Source organism: Mesorhizobium sp. M0590 (assembly GCF_040320905.1).
GTDB lineage: Bacteria > Pseudomonadota > Alphaproteobacteria > Rhizobiales > Rhizobiaceae > Mesorhizobium.
On the sequence record NZ_JAMYQN010000002.1, the window covers coordinates 60,068 to 83,953 of the forward strand.

Sequence of the window (23,886 nt, forward strand, 5' to 3'; positions counted from 1 at the left end):
AGCACCAACCCCGCAGGCAGCGGTCTGCGGGTTTTTTGCGTTTGGGATCTTATGGTTCAGAAAACAAGGCGGCCTTCGGGCAACGAACCGCCTGGATCCGCCCGCTCTAGCCTCCCACCGCGTCCGGCTCCTCGAGATGGTTCACGGCGCTCCACCGGGAAGGAGCGACGGCCGGCACCCTCACCAGCTTGAAGTAGCTGTAGTACAGCAGGAACGATCCCATGATGTAGGGATTGAGGGTCTCGACCTCGACGAAGGATCGGATGAACAGAAGCACCATGACACCGGCAAGAATCACGGAGTCGGCTTGCCATGTCCTGAATATCAGCGCCGAGACGTGACCCCAGAGCGTGCGCACGATGATCAGCGAAAGCAGTGTCGCGCCGACGAAGCCGAGTTCCACCAAGGTCTCGATGTAGGTGTTGTGGAAGTGGAAGCCGCTTCGCGCGGCGATATAGAATTCGTTCCACAGCCGCTCGGCCTCGGAGAAGCCCTGCACCCAATAAGCCGCGTAGCCGACGCCGAGGATGGGCGATTGCTGCGCGGCATTCCAGCCCTGTTGCCAGAGGTAGGTTCGTCCGGTGAGCGTCGAATCCTTGCCGAAAAGGCCAAGGACAAAGTCCATCAGCCCGAGATTCAGCGCAATCACGGTGCAGGCGACCAGCCCGCCCGCACCGATCATGAAAATCACCCGGCGATGGCGGAGCGAAAGCAGCTTGCCGATGGAAAGCAGGGCGACCAGAGCGAGAACCGCGGGGGTAGATGCCATCGAAGTGGCGGAATGCGACACCACCAGCAGATAGCCCGATAGAAGGACAATCGGTACGATCAACAAACAGCTTATCCGGCCGCGCCTGAGAAAGGCGAGGTAGACAACGCAGAAATAGATGCCAAGCGATGCGACAAAGCCGATCTGGTTCTTGGAGCTGAACGCGCCGACGAAATTATACGTCCCATCGAGAACGTCGTAGGAATAGCTCGCGACCTTGAGCGAGTAGAGCAGGACGACGAAGATCCCGATCAGGGCGCCTATGGTCAAGGTCCGGACGCTGATGGTGCGCGCGGCAATGTAGGCGCAGGCGATATGGGAGCAATATTGGACGGCCGTCCTTGCCGTTGTGCCGGGAGCTGCCGACCAGAACACCGAGAAGCAGACATAGGTTGCAAAGGCCAGCGGAAGCCAGGCGCTGGAAGCGTGCCTTAATATCTTGCGGTAGTCGACCAGGATGAGCGGCAGCCAGACTGCATAGTAGGCCAGGATCATGGCCTGGCCGAAAATGGTCGAGTAGGAGAACGCCCAGATCGAGACGGCAACGGCAAAGCTGCCATAGACCGTGTTCTTGTCCGGATCGATCAACAGAGATTTTGGAATCTTCATCTCGATAGCGGTTTTCCGTCCTTGCAGCTCAATGCCGATTTCATGGGCCGCTCGTGGGCCGATTCGTCGGATCGATGGGAGCCTCGCCTGCAGGCGCTCGCATTGTGCAGTGCAATATAACCCATCCGGCGCCGCCTGTCACCCGGATGCCAACCGGGCGCGTCGTTCCAGCCGTTCTCTCCATACCGGGCGAGACGATTTGGCCAGAAGGCAGTGCCGTACAATTGACCGGTGCTGGCCCATCATAAGCTGTTCTGAGGTTGCAAGTCCGCGCTTGAACTTGTCCGCCGTTGACTTCACATTCGCCGCCCATTGGGAGGAAGACCACATGCCGATGAGTTTCGCGGGACGATTTGCCGGACGATCTGCTGTTATCACCGGCGGCGCCTCAGGCATCGGCCTGGCCGTCGCGCAAAGGATCACTGACGAAGGCGGGCGTGTTTCGGTCTGGGATCGCGATGCCGCCCAGATCGAGCAGGCCAAGGCCATTGTTCCAGGCCTGCACAGCGTCACCTTAGACGTCGCCGACCCCATAGCGGTCGAAGCCGCCGCCGGAGAGACGATCGAAGCGCTTGGCGCGGTCGATGTCCTTGTCACCAGTGCTGCCATCACCGGGCCGAACATGACGACCTGGGAGTATTCGGTGGAGGATTGGCGCCGGGTCACCGACATCAACATCAACGGCGTCTTCTTCTGCAACAAGGCGCTGGTCCCGCATATGCTCGAACGCAATTACGGCAGGATCATCAACATCGCCTCGATTGCCGGCAAGGAAGGTAACCCGAACGCCTCGGCCTACAGCACCTCCAAGGCGGCGGTGATCGGCATGACCAAATCGCTCGGCAAGGAACTGGCCAAGACCAAAGTAACGGTGAACTGCGTCACGCCGGCGGCCGTGCGCACCGCGATCTTCCAGCAGATGAGCCAGCAACACATCGACTTCATGCTGTCCAAAATACCGATGGCGCGGTTCGGCGAGGTCGAGGAGGTGGCGGCGCTGATTTGCTGGATCGCGTCCGAGGAATGCTCGTTCACGACGGCGGCCGTCTTCGACGTCTCCGGCGGCCGGGCGACCTACTGAGGCGGGGCCGGACGCAAACCGCCCGACCGGATCGCGGCGCCTCAGTCGTGAAGCTCCCGCGAGATCGGCGGGCCGATCGAAAAATCGCTGAATGTCACTTCGAAGCCCTCGCGCTGCGGCGAACAGCACATCATGCCGACATCGACCGTTTTCGACGGCGGGAAATAGGCAAGCCGCACCGGTTTCCAGTGCTTGTCAGATGCGTCGCGATACTGGACGCGGATCGTCTCGGCATGGCGGGTCATGCGGATCCTGACCCCGTCCGGATCGGCCGGAATGCTGGCCAGCGACCAGTCGGAGGCATCGTTGGTGACGACGACGGAAAAATACATCAGCCCGTCGGTGTATTCGATGCCGGCCTTGATCCAGTGCGTCTCGCTCAGGCGGACCATAAGCCCGGCCTGATCGTAAAGCACCTCATAGTGCCCCTTGACCGTGACTTCGGCGCTGAAATCGCCCTCGACCTCACGATAGAGGAAATGGCCATTGTCGCGCCAGAAGCCGTAGAACGTCTCGCGCCAGAAGTCGGTCTCCTCACCGGTCCGTACATGCACCGTATTGTTGCCGAAGGCGTGGTGCGGCGGCGGATTGAGCCAGGTCAGGTCCGTATTCTCAGATGCCATCGACTTGCTCGCTGCCTGGCTGGTCTGCCGCCTTTTCTTAGCCGGCAAACGTGTAAGCGGTCTTCACCGTGGTGTAGAACTCTGCGGCATAGCGGCCCTGCTCGCGCGGGCCGTAGCTCGATCCCTTGCGCCCGCCGAAAGGCACATGGAAGTCGACGCCGGCCGTCGGCAGATTGACCATGACCATGCCGGCTTCCGAATTGCGCTTGAAGTGCGTGGCATGCTTGAGGCTCGAGGTGCAGATGCCGGACGTCAGCCCGAACGGCGTGTCGTTGGCCACCGCCAGCGCCTCGTCATAATCCTTGACGCGGATGACGTTGGCGACCGGGCCGAAAATCTCCTCGCGCGAGATGCGCATGGCGTTGGTGGTTTCGGTGAACAGCGCAGGCTGCAAATAGAAGCCGCGGGTTTCGCGATCGAGCCGCTCGCCGCCGAAGGCGAGATCGGCACCTTCCTGACGTCCGATGGCGATATAGTCCTCGTCCTGTTTGAGCTGGCTCTGGTCGACAACCGGCCCGATCTGCGTCTTGGCATCGAGAGCGTCGCCGACGATCAGCTTGGCCATGCGGTCCTTGAGCACCTCGACGAAGCGGTCGTGGATGCCGTCCGTCACCACCAGCCGGGACGACGCCGTGCAGCGCTGGCCGGTCGAGAAGTAGGCACCGTTGATGGCGCAGTCGACGGCGACGGCAAGGTCGGCATCGTCGAGCACCACAAGCGGGTTCTTGCCGCCCATTTCGAGCTGGAACTTGCGCATGTGCTCGACGCTGGCGGCGGCGACGCGCTTGCCGGTGCCGACCGAGCCGGTGAAGGTGATGGCGTTGAGGTCAGGACTGTCGAGCATGGCCTGGCCGACCACCGAACCTTTGCCCATCACCAGGTTGAGCACACCCTTGGGCAGCCCGGCGCGGTGCAGGATGTCGACAATGGTCCAGGCGCTCTCCGGAACGAGTTCCGCCGGCTTGAAGACGATGGTGTTGCCGTAGGCCAGCGCCGGAGCGATTTTCCAAGCCGGAATGGCGATCGGGAAATTCCACGGCGTGATGATGCCGACGACGCCGACCGCTTCGCGGGTGATCTCGACGCCGACGCCGGGCCGCACGCTTGGCACCAGCTCGCCCGACAGGCGCAACGCCTCGCCGGCGAAAAAATCGAATATCTGGGCGGCCCGCACAGTCTCGCCGATGCCCTCGACCAGTGTCTTGCCTTCTTCGCGCGCCAACGCCCGGCCTATTTCATCTTTCCGCGCGGTGATCTCGTCCGACGTCTTCCTCAGCACCGCATGGCGTGCCAGCAGGCCCGATCGGGACCATGCCGGAAATGCCGCTTTCGCCGCGGCGATGGCCTGCCGAGCATGCTCCGCGCCCCCCGATGCATATTCGCCGACCACGTCGTCGAGATTGGACGGGTTGATGTTGCGGGAGCCGGCATCGCCTACCCACTCGCCATCGATGAGGTTCTTTCGAAACGGGATCATGTTGCTGTCTTCCTTGTCGTCCTTCGATCGCCGTCTATCTGGACCACCGACCGCCGCACCGCAAGGCCGAAGAAGGCAAACTTCTCCTTCTCGACAGGCATGTGATAGGTGTCGGGGGCGGGAAAAGACGATTCTTGTGTGGTGCGACGCGGATCGCACGGGAGGTAAAGTATCATGTCCGACAGCGCCTTGCCGCTGGTGATCAGCGCACCCGAACCGCGCACGCTCGACCTGATCTTCACGCCGGCTGCGCTGGCGAAATTTCGATCGAAATACCGCATCGTCGAAACATCGCCTGAAGGTGTCGCGGCGCTGCCGGCCGATATCCTTGGCGAGGCGCGCTACATTGTCGGCCAGCCGCCGATCACGCCGGAGACGCTGGAGAAAATGAAGGCGCTGCGCTGCGTCTTCAATGTCGAGAGCAACCTTATCGACAACATGCCGTACGAGGCGCTGTTTTCGCGCGGCATCCATGTCGTCACCACCGGGCTGGTGTTTGCAGAGCCGGTGGCCGAGCTCGGCCTTGCCATGGCGCTCAACCTCGCCCGCGGAATCGTCGACGCCGATCTCGCATTTCGTCAGGGCAAGGAGCTGTGGGGCGGCGACGGCAACCGGACGGCGCGGCTTCTTTCCGGCGCGGATGTCGGCATTATCGGCTTCGGCGATCTTGGCCGTGCGCTCAACCGGCTGCTGTCAGGCTTTCGCACGCGGACAAAAGTCTTCGACCCGTGGCTGCCGCCGTCGATCCTGATCGAAAACGGCGTCGAGCCGGCCTCTCTTGACGACGTTCTGTCGAACAGCGATTTCGTCTTCGTCGTCGCTTCGGTGACCAGCGAAAACCAGGGCTTCCTCGGCGCCGAGGCGTTTGCCAGGATGCGCAAGGGAGCCGCTTTCATCCTGCTCAGCCGAGCCGGCGTGGTCGATTTCCCGGCACTGATGGACGTCGTCCGCAGCGGCCATATCGTCGCCGCCAGCGATGTTTTTCCTGAGGAGCCTCTGGCCCAGGATCACCCGGTCCGTACGTTGCCGGGGTTCCTGCGCTCCGCCCACCGGGCCGGCGCGCTTGACATCGCCTTCAAGCGGATGGGCGACATGGTGCTGGAAGACATGGACCTGATCGACCGCGGCCTGCCGCCGATGCGTTCGAAGCGGGCCGAGCGTGAGACCGTTTCGCGAATGCGTTCGAAGCCGGTCGACAAGAATTAAGCCGCCTGCCGACGGTCGCACATGCTCAGACGGTGAAGGACCAAAACAGGCAGGCCAGTGTCGCTGCGGCGAAGATGACGAAGAACAGGCTTCTCAACAAGATGTTGCGGCGCAGCTCGTTGATGAACAGATGGCATCCGACGACGCCTGCGACAAACAGGAAGCGCCAGTTCAGGAGTGCGGAGAGCACATCGCGCTGACCGAAAGCAAATCTCGCGGCGAGACATCCAACGATGAGCGCAAACAACACGATGACCGTCCAGAAGATCGCATCGGCGGCATGTGTCAGGACGATGCCAGCGAGCCTGATCGGCAGAACCATCATCAGCAGTGCGCTGAAAAAATAGATCGCCGCGAGCGGAATGAACGTCCCCGCATCGGCGACGTCGCTCAAGCGCTTGGCGCCGATCGCGCCATAGGGATAGCCATGCCTGGCCACCGCCAGGCTGAGCGCCATCAGCAAGGCCGTCAGCACGGCGGCAAGCGCGAATGAGGTCAGGGCTTTGCTCATGAGGCTCCCGTTCCGAGCGAATCGAAGTCAGAACGTTGGTAGCCCATGGTTTGTAAATTGCTAGTAAGCATCATGCAGCGGCGCGGCAGAGTTCCTCGGCGCATCACTCCGCAGCTTGCAGACGCCGCCCGTCGATAATGGTCTTGATCTCGGCGCGGCAAGAGCCGCAATTGGTGCCGGCGTGAAGGGCGGCGCCGATTGCCGCGACGCTGGTACAGCCGCCGCGTACCGCTTCCGCGATCTGGTTGGCACCGACCCCGAAACAGGCGCAGACGATGGCACCGCGGTCGACGCTGTTGCCGCCCGGCCGCCCGGCGACAATCGCCAGCCGCGCCTGCCGATCGGCATGGTCAGCACCAAGTTGTTCGACCGCCCAGCCGCGCGACACCGCTACCGGGGTAGGCGCAAGATAGAACGCGCCGACCAGCCGATTGCCCGCGAAACGGGCGAAGCGATGGTGCCCGCCGGCGATGTCGTGATAGGCGAGCGTCTCGCCTTCGAGGCCGAACAGCGAGGCGGCAAACCCGGTCCAGTCACGGCCGGACTGCAGCGCAATTTCAAGGCGCCAGCCGGCGGGGCAGCGGGCGAGGCTCCAGTAATCGGCGTCGATCGATGCGGGTCGTTCGGCAAGCACGGCGAAGCCGAAGGCAGTGGCGGCGAACCGCTGGATGCGGGCGGCAACGTTCTTCGAGGCCGGCTGACCTGAAATCGCATCGGTCGTCGGCGGGACCAGTGCATCGACACGCGCGCGGGCGGAGATCTGATCGGTCCAGTGCATCGGAACGAATACAGAGCCTTGGCGTTGGCGCACCGTCACCAGCGCGCGGACCAGCACCTCGCCATGGCCAGTCGAGACGCGCACGATGTCGGCATCGCCGATACCATAGTGCTGCGCATCCGCCGGGTGGATTTCGACGAACGGTTCGGCCATGTGCTGCGACAGGCGCGGGCTCTTGCCGGTCCGCGTCATGGTGTGCCAATGGTCGCGGACGCGCCCGGTGTTGAGGACGAGCGGGTAGTCCGGGTTGGTGCGGGTTTGTGCGGCTGGGCGGATGGCAATGAAGCGCGCCTTGCCGTCGGGCGTGTAGAAATTGCCGTTGGCGAAGAAGCGGGTGCTGGCTGAGCTATGTCCAGCCTGAACACCCCCCTCTGGCCTGCCGGCCATCTCCCCCTCAAGGGGGGAGATTGGCGGCTTTGCCGGCACCGCCTTTTCAGCAATGGCAACGATTGGCGAAACCGGTGGCGACATCCAATCTCTCCCCTTGAGGGGGAGATGGCCGGCAGGCCAGAGGGGGGTGCCTTGGCTCGGCGCTGGCCATTGGAATGGCGCCAACTCCTCATACGTCCGTGCATCAATCCCGGCGTACGCGCCTATATCAAAATCGCGAACGCCATCATTCTCGAAGCCCGACAGCGCCGCGTGCTCGGCGAAGATGTCGGCCGGCGACACATGCGAAAAAGCCTCGCCGAAGCCCATCCGCTTGGCGACTTCAGCGATGATCCACCAATCTGGCCTTGCCTCGCCGGGCCTGGCCAAAAAAGCCCGCTGGCGCGAGATGCGGCGCTCCGAATTGGTGACGGTGCCATCCTTTTCGCCCCATGCGGTGGCCGGCAGCCGGACATGGGCGTGGCGGACCGTGTCGGTCTCGCCCAGCACGTCCGAGACCACAACAAACGGGCAGGCCCTGATCGCCGCCTCGACGGCATCGGCGTCCGGCATCGAATCGACCGGGTTGGTGGCCATGATCCACAGCGCCTTGATGCGTCCGTCGGCCACCGCTTGGAACATCTCGACCGCTTTCAGGCCGGGTTTTTCGGCGACGGTTGGGGCATTCCAGAAGCGCTGCACGCGTTCGCGGTGCTCGGGGTTTTCGATCTCCATGTGGGCGGCCAGCATGTTGGCCATGCCGCCGACCTCACGGCCGCCCATGGCGTTGGGCTGGCCGGTCACCGAGAACGGCCCGGCGCCGGGCTTGCCTATGCGGCCGGTGGCTAGATGGCAGTTGATGATGGCGTTGACCTTGTCGGTGCCCGAAGACGACTGGTTCACGCCCTGGCTGTAGACGGTCACCGTCTTCGCCGTCGCGGCAAACAGGCTGTAGAAGCGGGCCAGTTCGTCCTCACTGAGACCCGTGGCAGCCGCGATGCCGGCAAGATCGAGCGCCGAGGCGGCGAAAAGCGCTTGCCCGAAGCCGGTCGTGTGCGCCGTGATATAGGTGCGGTCCAGCGCGTTGTGCTGGCCGAGATAGGCGAGCAGCCCGGTGAACAAAGCGACGTCGCCATCGGGCGCGATCGCCAGATGCATGTCGGCGATGTCTGAGGTCATCGTGCGGCGAGGGTCGATCAGCACCACCTTCATCTCGGGCCGCTTTTCCCGGGCAGCGGCAATGCGCTGGTAGAGTACCGGATGGCACCAGGCGAGATTGGAGCCGACCAGCACGATCAGGTCGGCAAGTTCCAGATCCTCGTAATTTCCCGGAACGGTGTCCGAGCCAAAGGCGCGGCGGTGGCCGGCGACCGACGAGGCCATGCACAGGCGCGAATTGGTGTCGATATTGGCCGAGCCGATAAAGCCTTTCATCAGCTTGTTGGCGACGTAATAGTCCTCGGTCAGCAACTGGCCGGAAACATAAAAGGCGACCGAACCGGGGCCGTGTTCGGCAATGGTTTGCGAGAAGGTCGAAGCGACAAGGTCGAGCGCTTCGTCCCAGTCGGTGCGGCGACCGCGGATCTCCGGGTATAGCAACCTGCCGTCGAGGTCGATGGTCTCAGCCAGCGCCGAGCCTTTGGAGCAGAGCCGGCCGAAATTCGCCGGGTGGTCCGGGTCGCCACGAACGGTTAGTTCACCGTCCGCGGCGACCTTCGCCAGCACGCCGCAACCCACCCCGCAATAGGGGCAGGTGGTCCTCACCTCGCGCGCTTCATCAATCTGCATGGTTCACGCCGCGCGGCTGGCCAGCGCTTCCAGCGCAATGAACAGCCGCTCGCCGTCGATCCGCACCGCAATGGTGCGCACCGCGCCCTCGTCCGCGCCGAGCGCCTTGCCTGTCTCCAGCGAGATCACCCAATTGTGCAAGGGACAGGTCACCGCCGTGCCATGGACGATGCCCTGGCTGAGCGGCCCACCTTTGTGCGGGCAATGGTCGTCGATGGCGAAGACTTGATCGTCGGCCGTGCGGAAGACGGCGATCTTGCCTTCGGGCGTGGCGACGCAGCGCGCGCCGCGACGCGGAATGTCCGAGAGCGTGCCTATCGATACCCAGTTCATGTGGCTATTCCTCTTTTGCGCGTGTTCTTGTCCGAAAACGCATTCCACTTTTCGGGAACACGCGCCTACTCCGCCGCCTGGGCAAAGCCGACCGAAGCCATCGGCCGGAATTCATGCTTGTCCTTGCCGGAAGCACGTTCCGACCATGGGTCGACCTGGGCGAATTTCTGCGAAAAGACGAAGCGGTCGAAATAGGCTTTGCGCTTCTCGCCATCGTCCATGATCTGACGCTTGATCTCAGCTATGCCGACGCGCTTGGCCCATTTGTAGATACGCTCGAGATAGCGGCCCTGCTCGCGATACATCTGCGTCAACGCCACGATATGCTCCAGCGCCTCGTCCTCGGTCTTGACCAGGCCGAGCACTTCGGTGCCCTTGATGTCGAGACCGGCGGCGCCGGCGAAATGGATCTCGTAGCCGCTATCGACGCAGATCACGCCGACATCCTTGCAGGTCGCCTCGGCACAGTTTCGCGGGCAGCCCGACACCGCCATCTTGACCTTGGCCGGGGTCCACGAGCCCCACATGAATTTTTCGATACGGATGCCCAAGCCGGTCGAATCCTGCGTGCCGAAGCGGCACCAGTCCGAGCCGACGCAGGTCTTCACCGTGCGCAGTCCCTTGGCGTAGGCGTGGCCGGAGACGAAGCCAGCCTGGCCGAGATCGGCCCATACCGCCGGCAGGTCTTCCTTGCGGATGCCGAGCATGTCGATGCGCTGGCCGCCGGTGACCTTGACCATCGGGATCTCGAACTTGTCGACGACGTCGGCGATCGCGCGCAATTCGGCGGCGTTGGTGACGCCACCCCACATGCGCGGCACTACCGAATAGGTGCCGTCCTTTTGGATGTTGGCGTGGACGCGCTCGTTGATGAAGCGCGACTGGTAATCGTCGGCGTATTCGTCGGGCCAGTCGCAGACGAGATAATAGTTGAGCGCCGGCCGGCATTTGGCGCAGCCGCAGGAGGTCTTCCACTCCAGTTCCTGCATGACGGCGGGAATGGTCTTCAAGCCCTTGGCCTTGATCAGCCGGCGGACCTCGTCATGGCCAAGCGCGGTGCAGCTGCACATCGGCTGGACCGCCGCGGGGTTGTATTTGTCGCCGATGGTCAGCACCATCAGCTTTTCGACCAGCCCGGTGCAGGAGCCGCAGGACGCCGACGCCTTGGTGTGGGCGCGCACGTCGTCGAGCGAGGTCAAGCCCCTGGCCGTGATCGCGCCGGTGATCTTTCCCTTGCATACGCCGTTGCAACCGCAGATTTCCGCATCATCCGGCAAGGCTGCAACGGCCGCCATAGGGTCCAGTGGGGCGCCTCCCTGGTAGGACTGGCCGAAGATGAGCGTATCGCGCATCTCGGATATGTCGGTCTGCTTCTTCTTGAGGTCGTTGAACCAGGCGCCGTCCGCCGTCTCGCCATAGAGCACGGTGCCGATGATGCGGTCGTCCTTGAGTACCAGGCGCTTGTAGACGCCGGCCGCGGCATCGCGCAGCACGATCTCCTGGCGGTCATCGCCCTCGGCGAAGTCGCCGAGCGAGAACAGCTCGATGCCGGTGACCTTGAGCTTGGTCGGCGTGTCCATGTGGACGAAAGCCGCCGCCTCATTGCCGGCCAGATGGCTGGCGGCGACGCGCGCCATCTCGTAAAGCGGCGCGACCAGCCCGTAGACCTGGCCGTTGACCTCGGCGCATTCGCCGATTGCGTAGATATCGGGATCGTTGCTGCGCATGCCGGCGTCGACGACGATGCCGCGATTGACCGCAATGCCGGCTTCCTTCGCCAGCGCCGCATTCGGCCTGATGCCCACCGCCATGACGACGAGCGTTGCGGGAATGACTGTGCCGTCGGCAAGCTCCACCCGCTCCACCTTGCCGTTGCCGGTGATCGCCTGGGTGTTGGCCTTGGTGATGACCTTGATGCCGCGCTGCTCGACGGCGCGCTGCAGGAGATATCCGGCGGCCGGATCGAGCTGACGCTCCATCAGCGTCGGCATGACGTGCAGCACGGTGACGTCCATCCCTTGCGCGTTCAGACCCGCAGCCGCTTCCAGGCCGAGCAGGCCGCCGCCGATGACCACCGCCTTGGCCCGCGACTGGGCGGCAAGCATCATCGCCCGGACGTCATCGAGATCGCGATACGTGAGCACGCCGGGCAGATCATGGCCTGGCACCGGAATGATAAACGGCACCGAGCCGGTGGCGATGACGAGCTTGTCGTAGGGCTCGGTCACGCCATGATCGGAGGTGACGGTCTTTGCCTGCCGGTCGATGGCGACGATCTTGTGGCCCTTGTAGAGGGTGATGCCGTGCTTGATGTACCAGCCGTCGCCATGGATGATGATCTCCTCATAGGCCTTTTCGCCCGACAGAACCGGCGAGAGCATGATGCGGTCGTAGTTCACGCGCGGCTCGGCGTTGAAGATGGTGACCTGGTAGCGCCCAGGCGCCTTTTCCAGGAGGTGCTCCAGCATGCGCCCGGGGGCCATGCCGTTGCCAATGATAACGAGTTTCTCGGTCATGTCCTGATCCACTCCGGTCTCACTCAGCCGCGTAGGAAAGGCCTGAAGCTTCGTCAGACGCCGTGCGCTCCATCCGCCGGATGGAAGAATGCATCCAGGCAAAGCAGGTGGCGACGATGACGAAGAGCAGCATGAAGCAGCTCGACCAGACGCCGGTGAGGTCGTTGAGCACGCCGAAGGCGATTGGCAGGATAAAGCCGCCGAGCCCGCCAATCATGCCGACAACGCCGCCGACCGCGCCGACACTCTGCGGATAGTAAGCCGGGATGTGCTTGTAGACGGCGGCCTTGCCGAGGCTCATGAAGAAGCCGAGCACACAGGCAACGGCTATGAAGGCCAGCGGGCCGATCTCGAAATGGAAGGCGATCGGCCCGCTGATACCGCGCACGACGTAGTCTGCCGAGGGGAGAGACAGAACGAGAGTCGCGACGGCACTGACAGCGAAGGTGCAGTAGAGCACGGTCCGGGCGCCGATCCGGTCGGAAAGCACGCCGCCATAGGCGCGGAAAATACTTGCCGGAATTGAATAGGCCGCCCCGATCATGCCGGCGGTCGCAAGCCCGAAGCCGTAGACGCCGATCAGGTAGCGGGGCAGCCACAGCGAGAGCGCCACGAATGCACCGAAGGCGAAGAAATAATAGAAGGCGAAGCGCCAGACCTGCAGGTTCTTGAGCGGCGCGAATTCCTGCAAGAAGCTTCTCGCGGGCGCTGCCTTGCCGGCGCGGCGCTCGCGGATGACTGGATCGTCGCCGGTCGTGAACCAGAAGACGGCGGCCATGACGACGAGTGCTGCCGCCCAGATCAGCGCGACCGACTGCCAGCCCCAGGAGAGAAGCACGAACGGTGCCAGGAACTTGGTGACCGCGGCGCCGACATTGCCGACACCGAAAATGCCAAGCGCCGTACCCTGCTTGCCGGCCGGGAAGAAGCGCGAGACATAGGCGACACCGACGGCGAAGGAACCGCCGGCGAGCCCAACGCCTAGTGCGGCGACCAGCATCTGCCCGTAGGTGTGCGCAAAAGCGAGCAGAAAGGTCGCGACCGCCGCCGCAAGCATGGTCGCGGTGTATACCAGCCGTCCGCCAAAACGGTCGGTCCAGACACCGAGCACCATACGGACGAGCGAGCCGGTGAGGATCGGCGTGCCGACGAGCAGGCCGAACTCCGTCTCGTTCAGCCCCAGCTCCTGCTTTATGCGCACGCCGATGATTGAAAAGATCGTCCACACCGCGAAGCAGACGGTGAAGGCGATGGTGGACATGGCAAGCGCCTGCCGGGGAGCGCTGTCCTGGCTGGGCGCGGCTGGGAGATTTGCGGTCATTTTCTGGCTCCGGTTTGCGGCGTGGGAGGCACCGCCCTTGTCTGTTCGTTCGCGACTGTCAGCGGCGCAGCATCGGCGAACTGGTTGAAACCGACCTTTGCGCGGTCACTTCGAGACCCTTGCCGTCAGTCTTGGCGCCGGCGGGAAAGAGGAGGAGCGCGGCGGTGAACAGCGCCGCCGTCAGCGCGCTGACGGCCAGAAAATCGCGGCGCGTGAAGTCCGCGAGGGAAGCGCCAGTTCCAATCCGTTTCGTCATCGTCGTCTCCGGTTGGGCGCCGCTTGGGACCAGCGCCGTCGATTGCGTCAAAACAAAAAAGCCGCCGGCCAGGTCTTCGCGTCCGGGGTTCCGGGAGCGCGTGTGGACCTGAGCGGCAGCTTTGCCTGTGGCGCCCGCCATTGGACGCCGTTTCACTTGGCCCTTGCGGACCCTACATTTTGGAAAGCAGGAAGCGTGCCAATTCGACAGCGCTCTTAATTATCGAATGAAATCAATATGAACCGCAGCCGCGCGACTTTTGACCAAGCTCGGCAGCGGATCAAAGATTAGTCAAAATGCCTTGCACAGCAGCATAATATTTGTGCAATGCGGTAGATTGCCCATTGCCGATGCAGATTGCCAATGATGATGACGAGTTTTCCCGCTATGGCCTTACTCCGCGGCTTCGACGAAGCGGTGGCGTTCGTAGAGGAATTTCAGCACCGCCTCGCGGCAGCGCAGGAAGGTGCGGTCGGAGGAAAGCTCGATGCGCCGGCGCGGCCGGGCCAGCGGCACGGCAAGAACCTCGCCGATGGTGGCCGCCGGGCCGTTGGTCATCATGACGATGCGGTCGGACAACAGCACCGCCTCGTCGACATCATGGGTGATCATGATCGTCGTCGAGCCGAGCCTCGAATGGATATCCATCACCGCGTCCTGCAGATGCGCGCGCGTCAGCGCGTCGAGCGCCCCGAACGGCTCGTCGAGCAGCAGGATCTTCGGCTCCATGGCCAGCGCCCGGGCGATGCCGACGCGCTGCTTCATGCCGCCCGAAATCTCGGCCGGACGTTTGTCCTTGGCATGCGCCATCTGAACGAGATCGAGATTGCGGATGATCCATTCATGCCGCTCGGCCCGGCTCTTGCTCCGGCCAAAGACCTTCGTGACTGCCAAATTGATGTTTTCGTAGACGGTGAGCCATGGCAGCAGGCTGTGGTTCTGGAACACCACGGCGCGTTCCGGGCCGGGACTATCGACCTCCTTGTCATCCAACAGAACCGCGCCGGCCGAGACCTTGGTCAGGCCGGCGATCAGGTTGAGCAAGGTCGACTTGCCGCAGCCGGAATGGCCGATGATCGAGACGAATTCGCCTTTGTCGATGGTCAGCCGGATGTCCTTCAGCACGTCGCTGACCTGGCTGCCGCGGGCGAAGGATTTGTCGATATGGTCGAGTTTCAGATAGGCCGTCATCGTCCCTCTCCTCACTTTGCCGTTGTGCCGCGGGTGACGAAGGCGCCGACCGCCGCGACCAGGCGGTCGAGGCAGAAACCGGTGACGCCGATATAGGCGAGCGCGACAATGATGTCGGGCAGCCGCGACGAGTTCCAGGCATCCCAGATGAAGAAGCCGATGCCGACGCCGCCGGTCAGCATTTCGGCGGCGACGATGGCCAGCCACGACAGGCCGATGCCGATGCGCAGGCCGGTGAAGATGTAAGGTGCCGCGGCCGGCACCATGATCTTCACGAAGAATTCGAGCTGGTTGAGCCTGAGGATGCGGGAGACGTTGCGATAGTCCTCTGGAATGTTACGGACGCCGACGGCGGTGTTGATGATCACCGGCCAGATCGAGGTGATGAAGATGACGAAGATCGCCGACGGGCTGGAATCGCGGAACGCCGCCAGCGACAGCGGCAGCCAGGCGAGCGGCGGTACCGTGCGCAGGATCTGGAACACCGGATCGAGACCGCGCATCGCCCAGATCGACTGGCCAACCAGCGCGCCGAGCGCGACGCCGACGACAGCCGCAAGGCCAAAGCCGATGGCGACGCGCTGCAGCGAGATCAGCACCCGCCAGGCGAGTCCAATGTCCTGCGGGCCATTGTTGAAGAACGGATGGGCGATCAGGTCATAGGCCTCGTTCCAAACTTGGCTTGGCGGTGGCAGGCTGGCTGTGGGCGACGAACAGGCGACCTGCCAGACGACGAGCATAATGGTGATGACGATGACCGGCGGCACCAGCGTGCTGGCCAGCTTGCCTGCGATCGCGGCCGGGTCGAAGCGGCGCCGCGCCCTGGCGGTGAAGGCGATGATTTCGGCGGGCTTGGCAGGCGCGGGGAACGGCTTCACCTTGCGGTCCTCGATGGCTTGGATAGACATTTCTCGAACGTTCCTTTGGCATTTGGCGACAAGCGGCGCCGTTGCGCTTGTGGCGACAAACGGCGCGAGCGCCGTTTGCACCGTTCAGGCCGATGCCTTGATCTTCAGGCTGTCGAGATAGGCGGACGGGTTCTCCGGATCGAAGACCTTGCCGTCGAAGAAGGTCTCGACGCCGCGCGATGAAGACGCCGGGATATCGGCCGCGGCGACACCAAGATCCTTGGCCGCTTCTCGCCACAGATCCTCGCGATTGACCTGGGCGACCAGCGCCTTGATGTCGGTGGTCGGCGCGAACTTGCCCCAGCGGATGTTTTCGGCGAGGAACCAGCTGTCGTGGCTCTTGAAGGGATAGGACACGCCGCCCTGCCAGAACTTCATGTAGAGATCGGTGCCGTTGGCGACGCGGCCATTGCCGTAATTGATGTCGCCCTTGAGGCGGCCGATGATGTCGGCAGTCGGCACGTTCATCCATTGCCGCTTGCCGATGATGGCGGCCATCTCGTCCTTGTTTTCCTTGGCTTCGCACCATTGCTGGGCTTCCATGACGGCCATCAGGATCGCCTTGGTGGAGTTCGGGTACTTGTCGATGAAGGCGGCGCGCAGGCCGAGCGCCTTTTCCGGATGGCCCTTCCACAGTTCGCCGGTGGTGGCGGCGGTGAAGCCGACGCCCTGGTGGACGAGCTGCTCGTTCCACGGCTCGCCGACACAGAACACGTCCATGTTGCCGACCTTCATGTTGGCGACCATCTGCGGCGGCGGCACGACGATGGTCGAGACGTCCTTGTCGGGATCGATGCCGCCGGCAGCCAGCCAGTAGCGCAGCCAAAGATCGTGCGTGCCGCCCGGGAAGGTCATGGCGGCCTTCACCTCCTTGCCTGCGGCCTTTTTCGCAGCGAAGGCGTCCTTCAGCTTGGAGGCGTCGAGGCCGACACCGGTGCCGGCATATTCCTGGGCGACAGAAATGCCCTGGCAGTCGTAGTTGAGCCGGGCCACGATCGCCATCGGCAGCGGCTGCTTGTTTTGAGTCACCTTGCCGGTGTGCATCAGATAAGGCATCGGCGTCAGGATATGGGCGCCGTCAATGCCGTTGGCTTCGCCGCCGAGCACCAGATTATCGCGCGTCGCCCCCCAGGAGGCCTGCTTGAGCACCTCGACGTCGGGCATGCCGAATTTCTCGAACAGGCCTTTCTCCTTGGCAATCATCAGCGGCGCCGCATCGGTCAGCGCTATGAAGCCGAGCTTGGCGCCGGTGACTTCCGGCGCGGCGGGCGCCGCATAGGCGCCGGAGGGCAGCAGCGCACGCGCCGCGGCCAGCGTTGCCGCGGTGGCCGCGCTGATCCTCAGGAAATCGCGGCGGCTGATCGCCGTTTGGGCGGAATGGCTATTGGTGCTTTTCGTCATCGTCATCTCCGGTTGGGCGCGGCTTGGGATCGGCGCCGTCGATTGCGTGTTCGACCAAAACAAAAAAGCCGCCGGCCAGGCCGCGCGCGTCCGTCCATCCGGGATCGCGTGTTGACCTGAGCGGCAGCGTTGCCTGTAGCGCCCGCCATTGGACGCCTATTCCGTGACCCGAGAAGAGTCTGCCTATTGCAACGCAGGAACCGTGCCAGTTTCGGAATGGATGACAAACATCAACGAGATCAACGACATGCCAAAATCGTCGGCGCGCCGGCCCGCTGGGCGAGCAAGCCAAAGATTGTTCATTAGCGCAGTTGCACGCACATTTTTTGTGCAGCGCACAAGAATGCCGCCGAAATGATCAGACTTCGGCGCGCGCCAATTTCTGGCCGGCAATGTAGGCGTCGATCTCGTCGGGATCGAAGATCTGGCCATCGAAGAAACCATCGGGACCGAGCACCAGGCTTGCCCCCGCCGAACCGACCGGAGTCGCGGCCTTCAGCGCGCCCTCGACCTTGGCATTGGCACCGGGAAGCGCTACGCCAAGCGGCTTCAACGCCGAGCGGTAGAGATCGGGGCGGTAGCAGTCGCGGGCAATAGCGAGGTTTTCCGGCGTGTGCGCGACATGCCCCCAGCGCACCATCTGCGTGTAGAACCACAGCGCATGGCTCTTCCACGGGAAGTTCGCCGCCTTGTTGAAGGGCAGAAAGAAGTCGCCGACACTCAGTTCGGCGCCGCCGCCGAGCGCCAGATGCCCGCTGAGGATCGGCATCTGCAGCGCCGGCGCAAGCCCGAGGAAGGCCGGCTGCGCCATAAGGGCCGCGAGTTCGTCACGGTTTGCCGGATCCTGGCACCAGCGCGCCGCGTGATGAAGCGCACGCAGCAGGGCTGAAAGCGCGTCCGGCTCTCTTTCCGCCCATGCCTTGCGCACGCCGACGACTTTCTCGGGGCTGGTCTTCCAGATGGCCGCCTTGACCGTGGCGATATGGCCGGTGCCCGCGACGACCGAGGCGCTGTTCCAGGGTTCGCCGACGCAGTAGCCGTCGATCCTGCCGGCGGCGAGTGCGTCGGCCATGAAGGGGGGCGGCACGATGACGATCTCGATTTCACGCGACGGGTCGATGCCGCAGGCGGCGAGCCAGTAGCGCAATTCGTAATTGTGCCCGGAATGCGGATGGACGACGGCGAAGCGCAGCGGATCGCCGCCGCCATTCGCCCGTTCGCGAATCAGCGCTCGCAATGCCTTGCCGGCCCGCGCCGGATCGAGATCGGGTTGGGCGCCGTGCGCGGCCATGCCGGCCCAGACCTCGTTCGAAACCGTCACGCAATTGCCGCCGAGGCCGAGCGAGAACGGCACGACCGTATCGGAGGCGAGCGGCGTCAGCCCCAGATTGCAGGCGATCGGCATCGGCCCCAGCATATGCGCCAGGTCGAAATGGCCGATGGCGATGCGGTCGCGGATGTTGGCCCAGGATGTTTCCCGGTTGAGCGTCAGGTCGATGCCTTCACGCAGGGCGAAGCCGATTTCCTTCGCCGCGACTAGGACAGCGCTGTCGAAGAGCGGCATGAAGCCAGCATTGATCCGGTGCTCGGCCGCCATTCTCAACTCTCCTCGGGATCCAGCAGGCCTGCCGCCGTTACCAGGCTCTGGGCGATCTCGGCGATCTTGCGGTTCTGGTTCATGGCGGTCTTGCGCAGCAGCGTATACGCCGCGTCCTCCGACAGGCCGCGCGACTTCATCAGGATGCCCTTGGCTCGATCGATCACCTTGCGGCTTTCCAATTCGCTGCGGGCTTCTTCCAGTTCGCGCGCCATGCGCGAAAACGCATTGAAGCGGCTGATTGCCATGTCGAGGATCGGCTTGACCCGCTCCTGACGCAGGCCGTCGACGACATAGGCCGACACTCCGGCTTCCACCGCTGCTTCGATCGAAGCCTGATCGGAGCGGTCGACGAACATGGCGATCGGCCGCTTCACCACGCGCGAAAGCTGGAACATGTTTTCGAGCATGTCGCGGTTGGGATTTTCGAGATCGATGACGATCACGTCGGGTTCGATCTCGGCGATCCGCCGCGCTATGCCGGCGACGTCATGGATGACCGTGACCTGCTGATGCCCGGCCTCCCGCAATCCCGCTTCGATTATCGAAGCGCGGATGTGGTTCTCATCGATCACCAGGACAGTGAGGGATTTGCGGATCATGCCGCATTTTGCGCAGGCGAGACGATTGTGCAATGCGGCATCGCGAGATTCACGGAAACAAAGCCGGCGTCCAGGCGCCGCCTGAGGAATTGGACGCGACGGCCAGCGTCGCGGGCGGCGGTCGGCGACAACGAACGGGCAACGCGCCTGTCCGGCGTCCGCTGCTGGCAGGTGATCACGGCGCTCTACGTTATCTCGAGCGTGCTCGTCGGCACTGCACTACATCGGCCTGATCAAGGCCGTCGCTCGCCGACCCGCTGGTGCTGCCTTGGGTGGCCGCCGCCGTCGTCGGCGGCACCTCGATCTTCGGCGGCCGCGGCGGCTGCACCGGCACAATCAACGGCGCTGATCCCCACCGCGCTGACGACGCTGCTGACGATTTTGCAGATGCCGGAAGGGGCGTGGTGGATATTGTTTGGGTAAATCGTGCTGTTTGTGACGGCGGCTTATTTGCGGATTGTGGAGGAGAGATAGGGGGAAGCTGAGGCGGGGGGCTGCTTTGACCCAATCACGACGCTCACTCCGGTCAGTGGTAACGTCCGGATTTGGCGCGCGATTCCGACCTCAGCGAACGAGTTATGACACGCCATTCCAGTGTATGATTGCTTCGCCAAATTGGGGTGTGCGCTGCAATAGCAGCCCGAGACAGCCGCGCTTGCGGAAGGGGCTGTCGGCTCTGACGGGATTGGCGTAAGCTGCAGTTAAGGGGGTGCACACATGCACCGCATCATCGCCATAGCGATCTTAGTTCTCGCGGCCGCGTTCAGCTCAGCGCGGGCGGAGGTGCTGATCGGTGTCTCGGCTGCGATGACGGGACGGCTCGCCTGGATCGGCGAGCAGGGACAGCGCGGCGCGGAGATGGCAGTGGCCGACGTCAACACGGCGGGCGGCGTGCTCGGCCAGAAGGTGAGGCTCATCTCGGTCGACGACTTCTGCGATCCCGAGCAAGCTGTGGCGGCCGCCAAGAAGCTGGTGGCTGACGGGGTCGTGCTCGTCGTCGGGCATTATTGCTCCGGGGCCTCGATCCCCGCATCAAAAGTGTACGAGGAGGCGGGCGTCGTTGAGATATCCCCAGGCTCGACCAATCCGCAGCTGACCGAACAGGGCCGTGCCAATGTCTTTCGCACCATTGGCCGCGACGACGCGCAAGGTTTCATCGCCGGCAACTACCTTGCCGATCGCTGGGGCAACAAGAAGATTGCGATCCTCCACGACAATTCGACCTATGGGAAGGGTCTCGCTGACGAGACCAGGAAGCAGCTGAACAAGCGGGGCGTGACTGAGGCCGTTTACGACGCATACATTCCCGGGAAGGACGACTATTCGGCCGAGGTCGCTACGTTGCAGACCGCCGGCGTCTCCGCCTTATATGTGGGTGGGTATCATGCCGAGGTTGCGCTGATTGCTCGCGCTGCACACGACAGTGGCTACACGGTTCAGCTCATATCCGGAGATGCTTTGGCGACCGAGGAATTTGCCCTGATCGCCGGCCCCGCGGCGGAGGGGACCCTCTTCACGTTCCCGGCGGACCCGAGGCGAAGCGCCGAAGCGGCCGCGGTCGTTGAGCAGTTCCGTGCGGAGAATTTCGAACCCGCGGGCTACACGCTGTTGAGCTACTGCGCGGTCCAGGTTTGGGCCCAGGCAGTCTCGAAGGCAGGTTCGCTGGAGCAGAAGGCCATCATTGCGGCACTGCACGAACAGGAATTCGACACCGTCATCGGCCGGGTCGATTTCGACGACAAGGGCGACCTCACGAAGCAGAGTTGGGTTTGGTACGTCTGGCGCGGCGGAGAGTACGTGCCGGTTGAATAGGGTTCGCTGATCGCCGGCGTGCCGGCTGAGATGTCTAGTCTGATGCAGACCAGTGTGGCCGGACTGTTCCGACTCGCCGAGCTTGAACGCCTCGGCATACGCGGCCGGCTGTTGCTCGCCTTTTTCGGGATCAGCGCCCTTGCGGTGCTGGCAACCGCTGCGGCGCTTTATGCCTTCCTCCAGGTTGGCGACGTCGTGGACCGAATTACCACGGATCGAGTGCCGTCGGCGCTCGCCTCCCTCCAGCTGTCGCGCCAGGCCGAACGGGTCGCTGCTGCCGCGCCATCGGTGCTGGCAGCGACAAGCAGGGCTCAGCACAGCGAGGTCTCGGCTGCCGTCGCGCTCGAGATGTCCCGCCTCGAGGCCCTGCGCACGGACCTCCGGGATGCCACGTTGGGCACAGTGCCTTTGGCCGAGATCGAGGAAGCCGCGATTGTTCTGAGGCGCAACCTGAAGGAGCTCGACTCTCTTGTTGTCGCCCGGCTCGACGTGGTCGCCCGCAAGGAGGAGCTCCTGAACCGCCTCGCCGCGACGACGACCGGAAGCCAGCGCCTTGTGGCCACCGGCATCCTAGTAATGGATTCCAGGCTCCCGCAATGGCGGGCGGTCGCGGCCGACACGTCGCTGTCGCCCGATCGACGCGCAGCGGCGATGGCCGACCTGGTCCAGGCGATTGCGGCTTACATTCCCCAGCAGAAGGCGCAGCTGGAGATCTCGGCGGTCAACGACGCGCTGGTGAAGGTCGCGAACGCGCCGACGCCGGGCGACCTGGCGTTGATCCTTTTTCCGCTACGCCGTTCGCTCACTGCTCTTGAAAAGGTTTCCACGGAGATCGACGAAAAGCTGCGGACCCGCTTCCGGCAGCGTGTTGACGAGTTCAGGGGTTTGACCGACGGCGAGGACAGCATCCCCAAGGTGCGGGAGGACGAGTTTGCTGTCCTGGCACAGGGCGAAAGGCTTCTGGCCGAGAACAATCGACTGTCGCGCAATCTCACCGCTGGCGTCGATCGCCTGGTCGCCACGGCAGATCAGGAGATCGCTGCGTCCGGTCGCGAAGCCGCGCTCGTCCAGCGCTACGGCACCGCGGTTGTACTCGGCTCCGCCTTTCTCAGCCTCCTGAGTTCGGTTCTGGTTGTCTGGCTCTATGTCGACCGCAGCCTCCTCGCCCGACTGGGGGCCGTGAGCCAAGGCATGCTCGCGATTGCGGGGGGCAATCTTCGTGCGCCGCTGCCAGCCGCGGGCAGCGACGAAATCGGGCGCATGGCCGAAGCGCTGAGACTCTTCCGGGATACTGCTGTCGAGGTCGAGGAAAAGAACCTGCGCGACGTTGCGGAAGCTCGTCAGCGGCTCATCGATGCCATCGAAAGCATCTCCGAAGGATTCGCTCTGTACGACTGGGAGGACCGGCTCGTCCTCAGCAACAGCCGCTACCGCGAATTGCTCTACACCGGTCTGGAGACCGAACTGACGCCCGGCACGACATTCGAGCAAATCATTCGCCGATCCGCTGAGCGCGGCTACATCAGGGACGCCGAGGGGCGGGTCGAGGAGTGGGTCGCCGAGCGCCTCTCGCGGCACCGCAACCCTGGCGAACCTTGGGTGCAGAGGCGAGGCGACGGGCGATGGGTCATGGTCAGCGAGCGGCGGATCAGCGCCGGCGGCACGGTCGCCGTCTATTCGGACATCACTGAGCTGAAGCAAAGGGAGGAGAACCTCGCCGAGAAATCCGTGGTTCTGGAGGCGCTTTCCAGCAAGCTGGCGAAGTATCTGGCGCCCCAGGTGTATCGCTCGATATTCACCGGCCGCCAGGAGGTCAGGATCGCCAGCCAGCGGAAGAAACTGACAATATGCTTCTCCGATATCGCCGGCTTTACCGAGACCACTGACAAAATGGAATCCGAGGATCTCACCCAACTCCTCAATCACTATCTGACGGAAATGTCGAAAATTGCTTCGGATCACGGCGCGACGATCGACAAATATGTCGGCGACGCGATCCTGATGTTTTTCGGCGATCCCGAGACTCGCGGCGTCAAGGAGGACGCGCTGGCTTGCGCGCAGATGGCACTTGCAATGCAAAAGCGGATTAGCGAGCTTGCCGAAGTCTGGCGGGACATGGGGATCGAAACACCGCTGCGCTGTCGCATCGGCATCCATACCGACTACTGCACCGTCGGTAACTTCGGCAGCGAGGACCGGATGGACTACACGATAATCGGCGGCGCCGTGAATCTCGCCTCGCGCCTGGAGCAGGAGGCGCCGCCGGGGGCCATCCTCATTTCCTACGAGACGTTTGCGCAAGTGAAGGACGCAATCGACTGTGAGGAACTGGGGCAAGTCCAGGTCAAGGGGATCGCCTATCCCGTCGCCACCTACCGCGTCATCGATCTGAAGGCCAATTTGGCGGCCGCTCGTCGTGCTGTTCGAACGGAGCTGCCGCACTTCAGGTTGGAACTTGAACCGGAGCTGATGTCCCCTGACGAGCGTGGCGATGCCGCCAATGCACTTCGAGACGCGCTGGATCGGCTTCGTCACAAGCCTGGGTAGTAGGGCTTGGTCCACAACGACCCCTCCCAATGGACACAAGGAGTGGGATGTGGGACGCCGCTCATTGGCGCTATCGATGCGAAGGCCGCAGAACGGTCGCGGTCAGTCTTCGAACTCGGGCGGAACGTCCGCATCGGAGCCGAGACTTAACATTCACGGCATCACTGGCAAGGCCGGATATGGCGCAAAAC

The 23,886-nt window shown here is 63.5% G+C and carries 18 protein-coding genes and 1 pseudogene; 5 read left to right on the forward strand and 14 right to left on the reverse strand.

Features of this window, described 5'->3' with window-relative positions; translation table 11 throughout:
* Positions 1-106: 106 nt before the first annotated feature.
* Positions 107-1,378, reverse strand: coding sequence for an O-antigen ligase family protein (locus NKI52_RS04045; RefSeq protein WP_352697117.1), 1,272 nt, complete (start codon positions 1,376-1,378; stop codon positions 107-109).
* 328 nt (positions 1,379-1,706) lie between these two features.
* Between NKI52_RS04045 and NKI52_RS04050 the strand changes: the two genes are divergently transcribed.
* Positions 1,707-2,459 carry an SDR family NAD(P)-dependent oxidoreductase gene (locus NKI52_RS04050; RefSeq protein WP_023676304.1) on the forward strand — a complete coding sequence of 251 codons (753 nt, stop codon included), beginning with the start codon at positions 1,707-1,709 and terminating at the stop codon, positions 2,457-2,459.
* 41 nt (positions 2,460-2,500) lie between these two features.
* On the opposite strand, the gene NKI52_RS04055 is transcribed toward NKI52_RS04050, so the two are convergent.
* Complete coding sequence (locus tag NKI52_RS04055; RefSeq protein WP_023676303.1) at positions 2,501-3,082, reverse strand: DUF1349 domain-containing protein; 582 nt, start codon at positions 3,080-3,082, stop codon at positions 2,501-2,503.
* A gap of 37 nt (positions 3,083-3,119) precedes the next feature.
* Complete coding sequence (locus NKI52_RS04060) at positions 3,120-4,556, reverse strand: aldehyde dehydrogenase family protein (RefSeq protein WP_031211677.1); 1,437 nt, start codon at positions 4,554-4,556, stop codon at positions 3,120-3,122.
* 177 nt (positions 4,557-4,733) lie between these two features.
* On the opposite strand from NKI52_RS04060, the gene NKI52_RS04065 reads away from it, so the two are divergent.
* A complete protein-coding gene (locus NKI52_RS04065) occupies positions 4,734-5,765 on the forward strand; it encodes a hydroxyacid dehydrogenase (RefSeq protein ID WP_352623309.1) in 1,032 nt (343 codons plus the stop codon).
* Positions 5,766-5,790: 25 nt separating this feature from the next.
* On the opposite strand, the gene NKI52_RS04070 is transcribed toward NKI52_RS04065, so the two are convergent.
* The 11 genes from NKI52_RS04070 to NKI52_RS04120 all read right to left on the reverse strand — a co-directional run bounded on the left by NKI52_RS04070 (position 5,791) and on the right by NKI52_RS04120 (position 19,336).
* Complete coding sequence (locus tag NKI52_RS04070) at positions 5,791-6,276, reverse strand: hypothetical protein (protein ID WP_023676299.1); 486 nt, start codon at positions 6,274-6,276, stop codon at positions 5,791-5,793.
* A gap of 103 nt (positions 6,277-6,379) precedes the next feature.
* On the reverse strand, positions 6,380-9,211 hold the full coding sequence (locus NKI52_RS04075) for a nitrate reductase (RefSeq protein WP_352697119.1): 2,832 nt from the start codon (positions 9,209-9,211) through the stop codon (positions 6,380-6,382).
* A 3-nt stretch (positions 9,212-9,214) separates the two neighbouring features.
* Positions 9,215-9,544 carry a nitrite reductase small subunit NirD gene (gene nirD, locus NKI52_RS04080; RefSeq protein WP_023676297.1) on the reverse strand — a complete coding sequence of 110 codons (330 nt, stop codon included), beginning with the start codon at positions 9,542-9,544 and terminating at the stop codon, positions 9,215-9,217.
* Between the two features lie 65 nt (positions 9,545-9,609).
* Complete coding sequence (nirB, locus tag NKI52_RS04085; protein ID WP_023676296.1) at positions 9,610-12,060, reverse strand: nitrite reductase large subunit NirB; 2,451 nt, start codon at positions 12,058-12,060, stop codon at positions 9,610-9,612.
* 19 nt (positions 12,061-12,079) lie between these two features.
* Positions 12,080-13,381, reverse strand: a complete 1,302-nt coding sequence (locus NKI52_RS04090; RefSeq protein ID WP_352568357.1) for an MFS transporter — start codon at positions 13,379-13,381, stop codon at positions 12,080-12,082.
* Between the two features lie 58 nt (positions 13,382-13,439).
* Positions 13,440-13,778, reverse strand: coding sequence for a hypothetical protein (locus tag NKI52_RS04095; protein ID WP_352568359.1), 339 nt, complete (start codon positions 13,776-13,778; stop codon positions 13,440-13,442).
* Positions 13,779-14,030: 252 nt separating this feature from the next.
* Positions 14,031-14,828, reverse strand: coding sequence for an ABC transporter ATP-binding protein (locus NKI52_RS04100; RefSeq protein WP_352577823.1), 798 nt, complete (start codon positions 14,826-14,828; stop codon positions 14,031-14,033).
* A gap of 11 nt (positions 14,829-14,839) precedes the next feature.
* Positions 14,840-15,736, reverse strand: a complete 897-nt coding sequence (ntrB, locus tag NKI52_RS04105; RefSeq protein ID WP_352577824.1) for a nitrate ABC transporter permease — start codon at positions 15,734-15,736, stop codon at positions 14,840-14,842.
* A gap of 84 nt (positions 15,737-15,820) precedes the next feature.
* Positions 15,821-17,137 carry a CmpA/NrtA family ABC transporter substrate-binding protein gene (locus NKI52_RS04110; protein ID WP_352623312.1) on the reverse strand — a complete coding sequence of 439 codons (1,317 nt, stop codon included), beginning with the start codon at positions 17,135-17,137 and terminating at the stop codon, positions 15,821-15,823.
* A gap of 358 nt (positions 17,138-17,495) precedes the next feature.
* Entirely contained in the window at positions 17,496-18,734 is a 1,239-nt protein-coding gene (locus tag NKI52_RS04115; RefSeq protein WP_352591068.1) for a CmpA/NrtA family ABC transporter substrate-binding protein, read from the reverse strand.
* Positions 18,735-18,736: 2 nt separating this feature from the next.
* On the reverse strand, positions 18,737-19,336 hold the full coding sequence (locus tag NKI52_RS04120) for an ANTAR domain-containing response regulator (RefSeq protein ID WP_023676288.1): 600 nt from the start codon (positions 19,334-19,336) through the stop codon (positions 18,737-18,739).
* Between the two features lie 117 nt (positions 19,337-19,453).
* Here NKI52_RS04120 and NKI52_RS04125 point away from each other — a divergent pair.
* The 3 genes and pseudogenes from NKI52_RS04125 to NKI52_RS04135 all read left to right on the forward strand — a co-directional run.
* Positions 19,454-19,759 (forward strand): annotated as a pseudogene (locus NKI52_RS04125) (ABC transporter permease); the annotation flags it as partial.
* A gap of 294 nt (positions 19,760-20,053) precedes the next feature.
* Positions 20,054-21,148, forward strand: coding sequence for a branched-chain amino acid ABC transporter substrate-binding protein (locus NKI52_RS04130; protein WP_352697121.1), 1,095 nt, complete (start codon positions 20,054-20,056; stop codon positions 21,146-21,148).
* A 42-nt stretch (positions 21,149-21,190) separates the two neighbouring features.
* On the forward strand, positions 21,191-23,695 hold the full coding sequence (locus tag NKI52_RS04135; RefSeq protein WP_352454712.1) for an adenylate/guanylate cyclase domain-containing protein: 2,505 nt from the start codon (positions 21,191-21,193) through the stop codon (positions 23,693-23,695).
* The last annotated feature ends 191 nt before the right edge of the window (positions 23,696-23,886 follow it).

Coding starts and splice junctions, on each gene's coding strand:
- NKI52_RS04050 (WP_023676304.1), top strand. CDS start 1,707: ATGCCGATGAGTTTCGCGGGACGATTTGCCGGACGATCTGCTGTTATC.
- NKI52_RS04055 (WP_023676303.1), bottom strand. CDS start 3,082: ATGGCATCTGAGAATACGGACCTGACCTGGCTCAATCCGCCGCCGCAC.
- nirD (WP_023676297.1), bottom strand. CDS start 9,544: ATGAACTGGGTATCGATAGGCACGCTCTCGGACATTCCGCGTCGCGGC.
- NKI52_RS04095 (WP_352568359.1), bottom strand. CDS start 13,778: ATGGCGGGCGCCACAGGCAAAGCTGCCGCTCAGGTCCACACGCGCTCC.
- nirB (WP_023676296.1), bottom strand. CDS start 12,060: ATGACCGAGAAACTCGTTATCATTGGCAACGGCATGGCCCCCGGGCGC.
- NKI52_RS04090 (WP_352568357.1), bottom strand. CDS start 13,381: ATGACCGCAAATCTCCCAGCCGCGCCCAGCCAGGACAGCGCTCCCCGG.
- NKI52_RS04135 (WP_352454712.1), top strand. CDS start 21,191: ATGCAGACCAGTGTGGCCGGACTGTTCCGACTCGCCGAGCTTGAACGC.
- NKI52_RS04110 (WP_352623312.1), bottom strand. CDS start 17,137: ATGACGAAAAGCACCAATAGCCATTCCGCCCAAACGGCGATCAGCCGC.
- NKI52_RS04045 (WP_352697117.1), bottom strand. CDS start 1,378: ATGAAGATTCCAAAATCTCTGTTGATCGATCCGGACAAGAACACGGTC.
- NKI52_RS04120 (WP_023676288.1), bottom strand. CDS start 19,336: ATGATCCGCAAATCCCTCACTGTCCTGGTGATCGATGAGAACCACATC.
- NKI52_RS04075 (WP_352697119.1), bottom strand. CDS start 9,211: ATGCAGATTGATGAAGCGCGCGAGGTGAGGACCACCTGCCCCTATTGC.
- NKI52_RS04065 (WP_352623309.1), top strand. CDS start 4,734: ATGTCCGACAGCGCCTTGCCGCTGGTGATCAGCGCACCCGAACCGCGC.
- NKI52_RS04070 (WP_023676299.1), bottom strand. CDS start 6,276: ATGAGCAAAGCCCTGACCTCATTCGCGCTTGCCGCCGTGCTGACGGCC.
- ntrB (WP_352577824.1), bottom strand. CDS start 15,736: ATGTCTATCCAAGCCATCGAGGACCGCAAGGTGAAGCCGTTCCCCGCG.
- NKI52_RS04115 (WP_352591068.1), bottom strand. CDS start 18,734: ATGGCGGCCGAGCACCGGATCAATGCTGGCTTCATGCCGCTCTTCGAC.
- NKI52_RS04130 (WP_352697121.1), top strand. CDS start 20,054: ATGCACCGCATCATCGCCATAGCGATCTTAGTTCTCGCGGCCGCGTTC.
- NKI52_RS04100 (WP_352577823.1), bottom strand. CDS start 14,828: ATGACGGCCTATCTGAAACTCGACCATATCGACAAATCCTTCGCCCGC.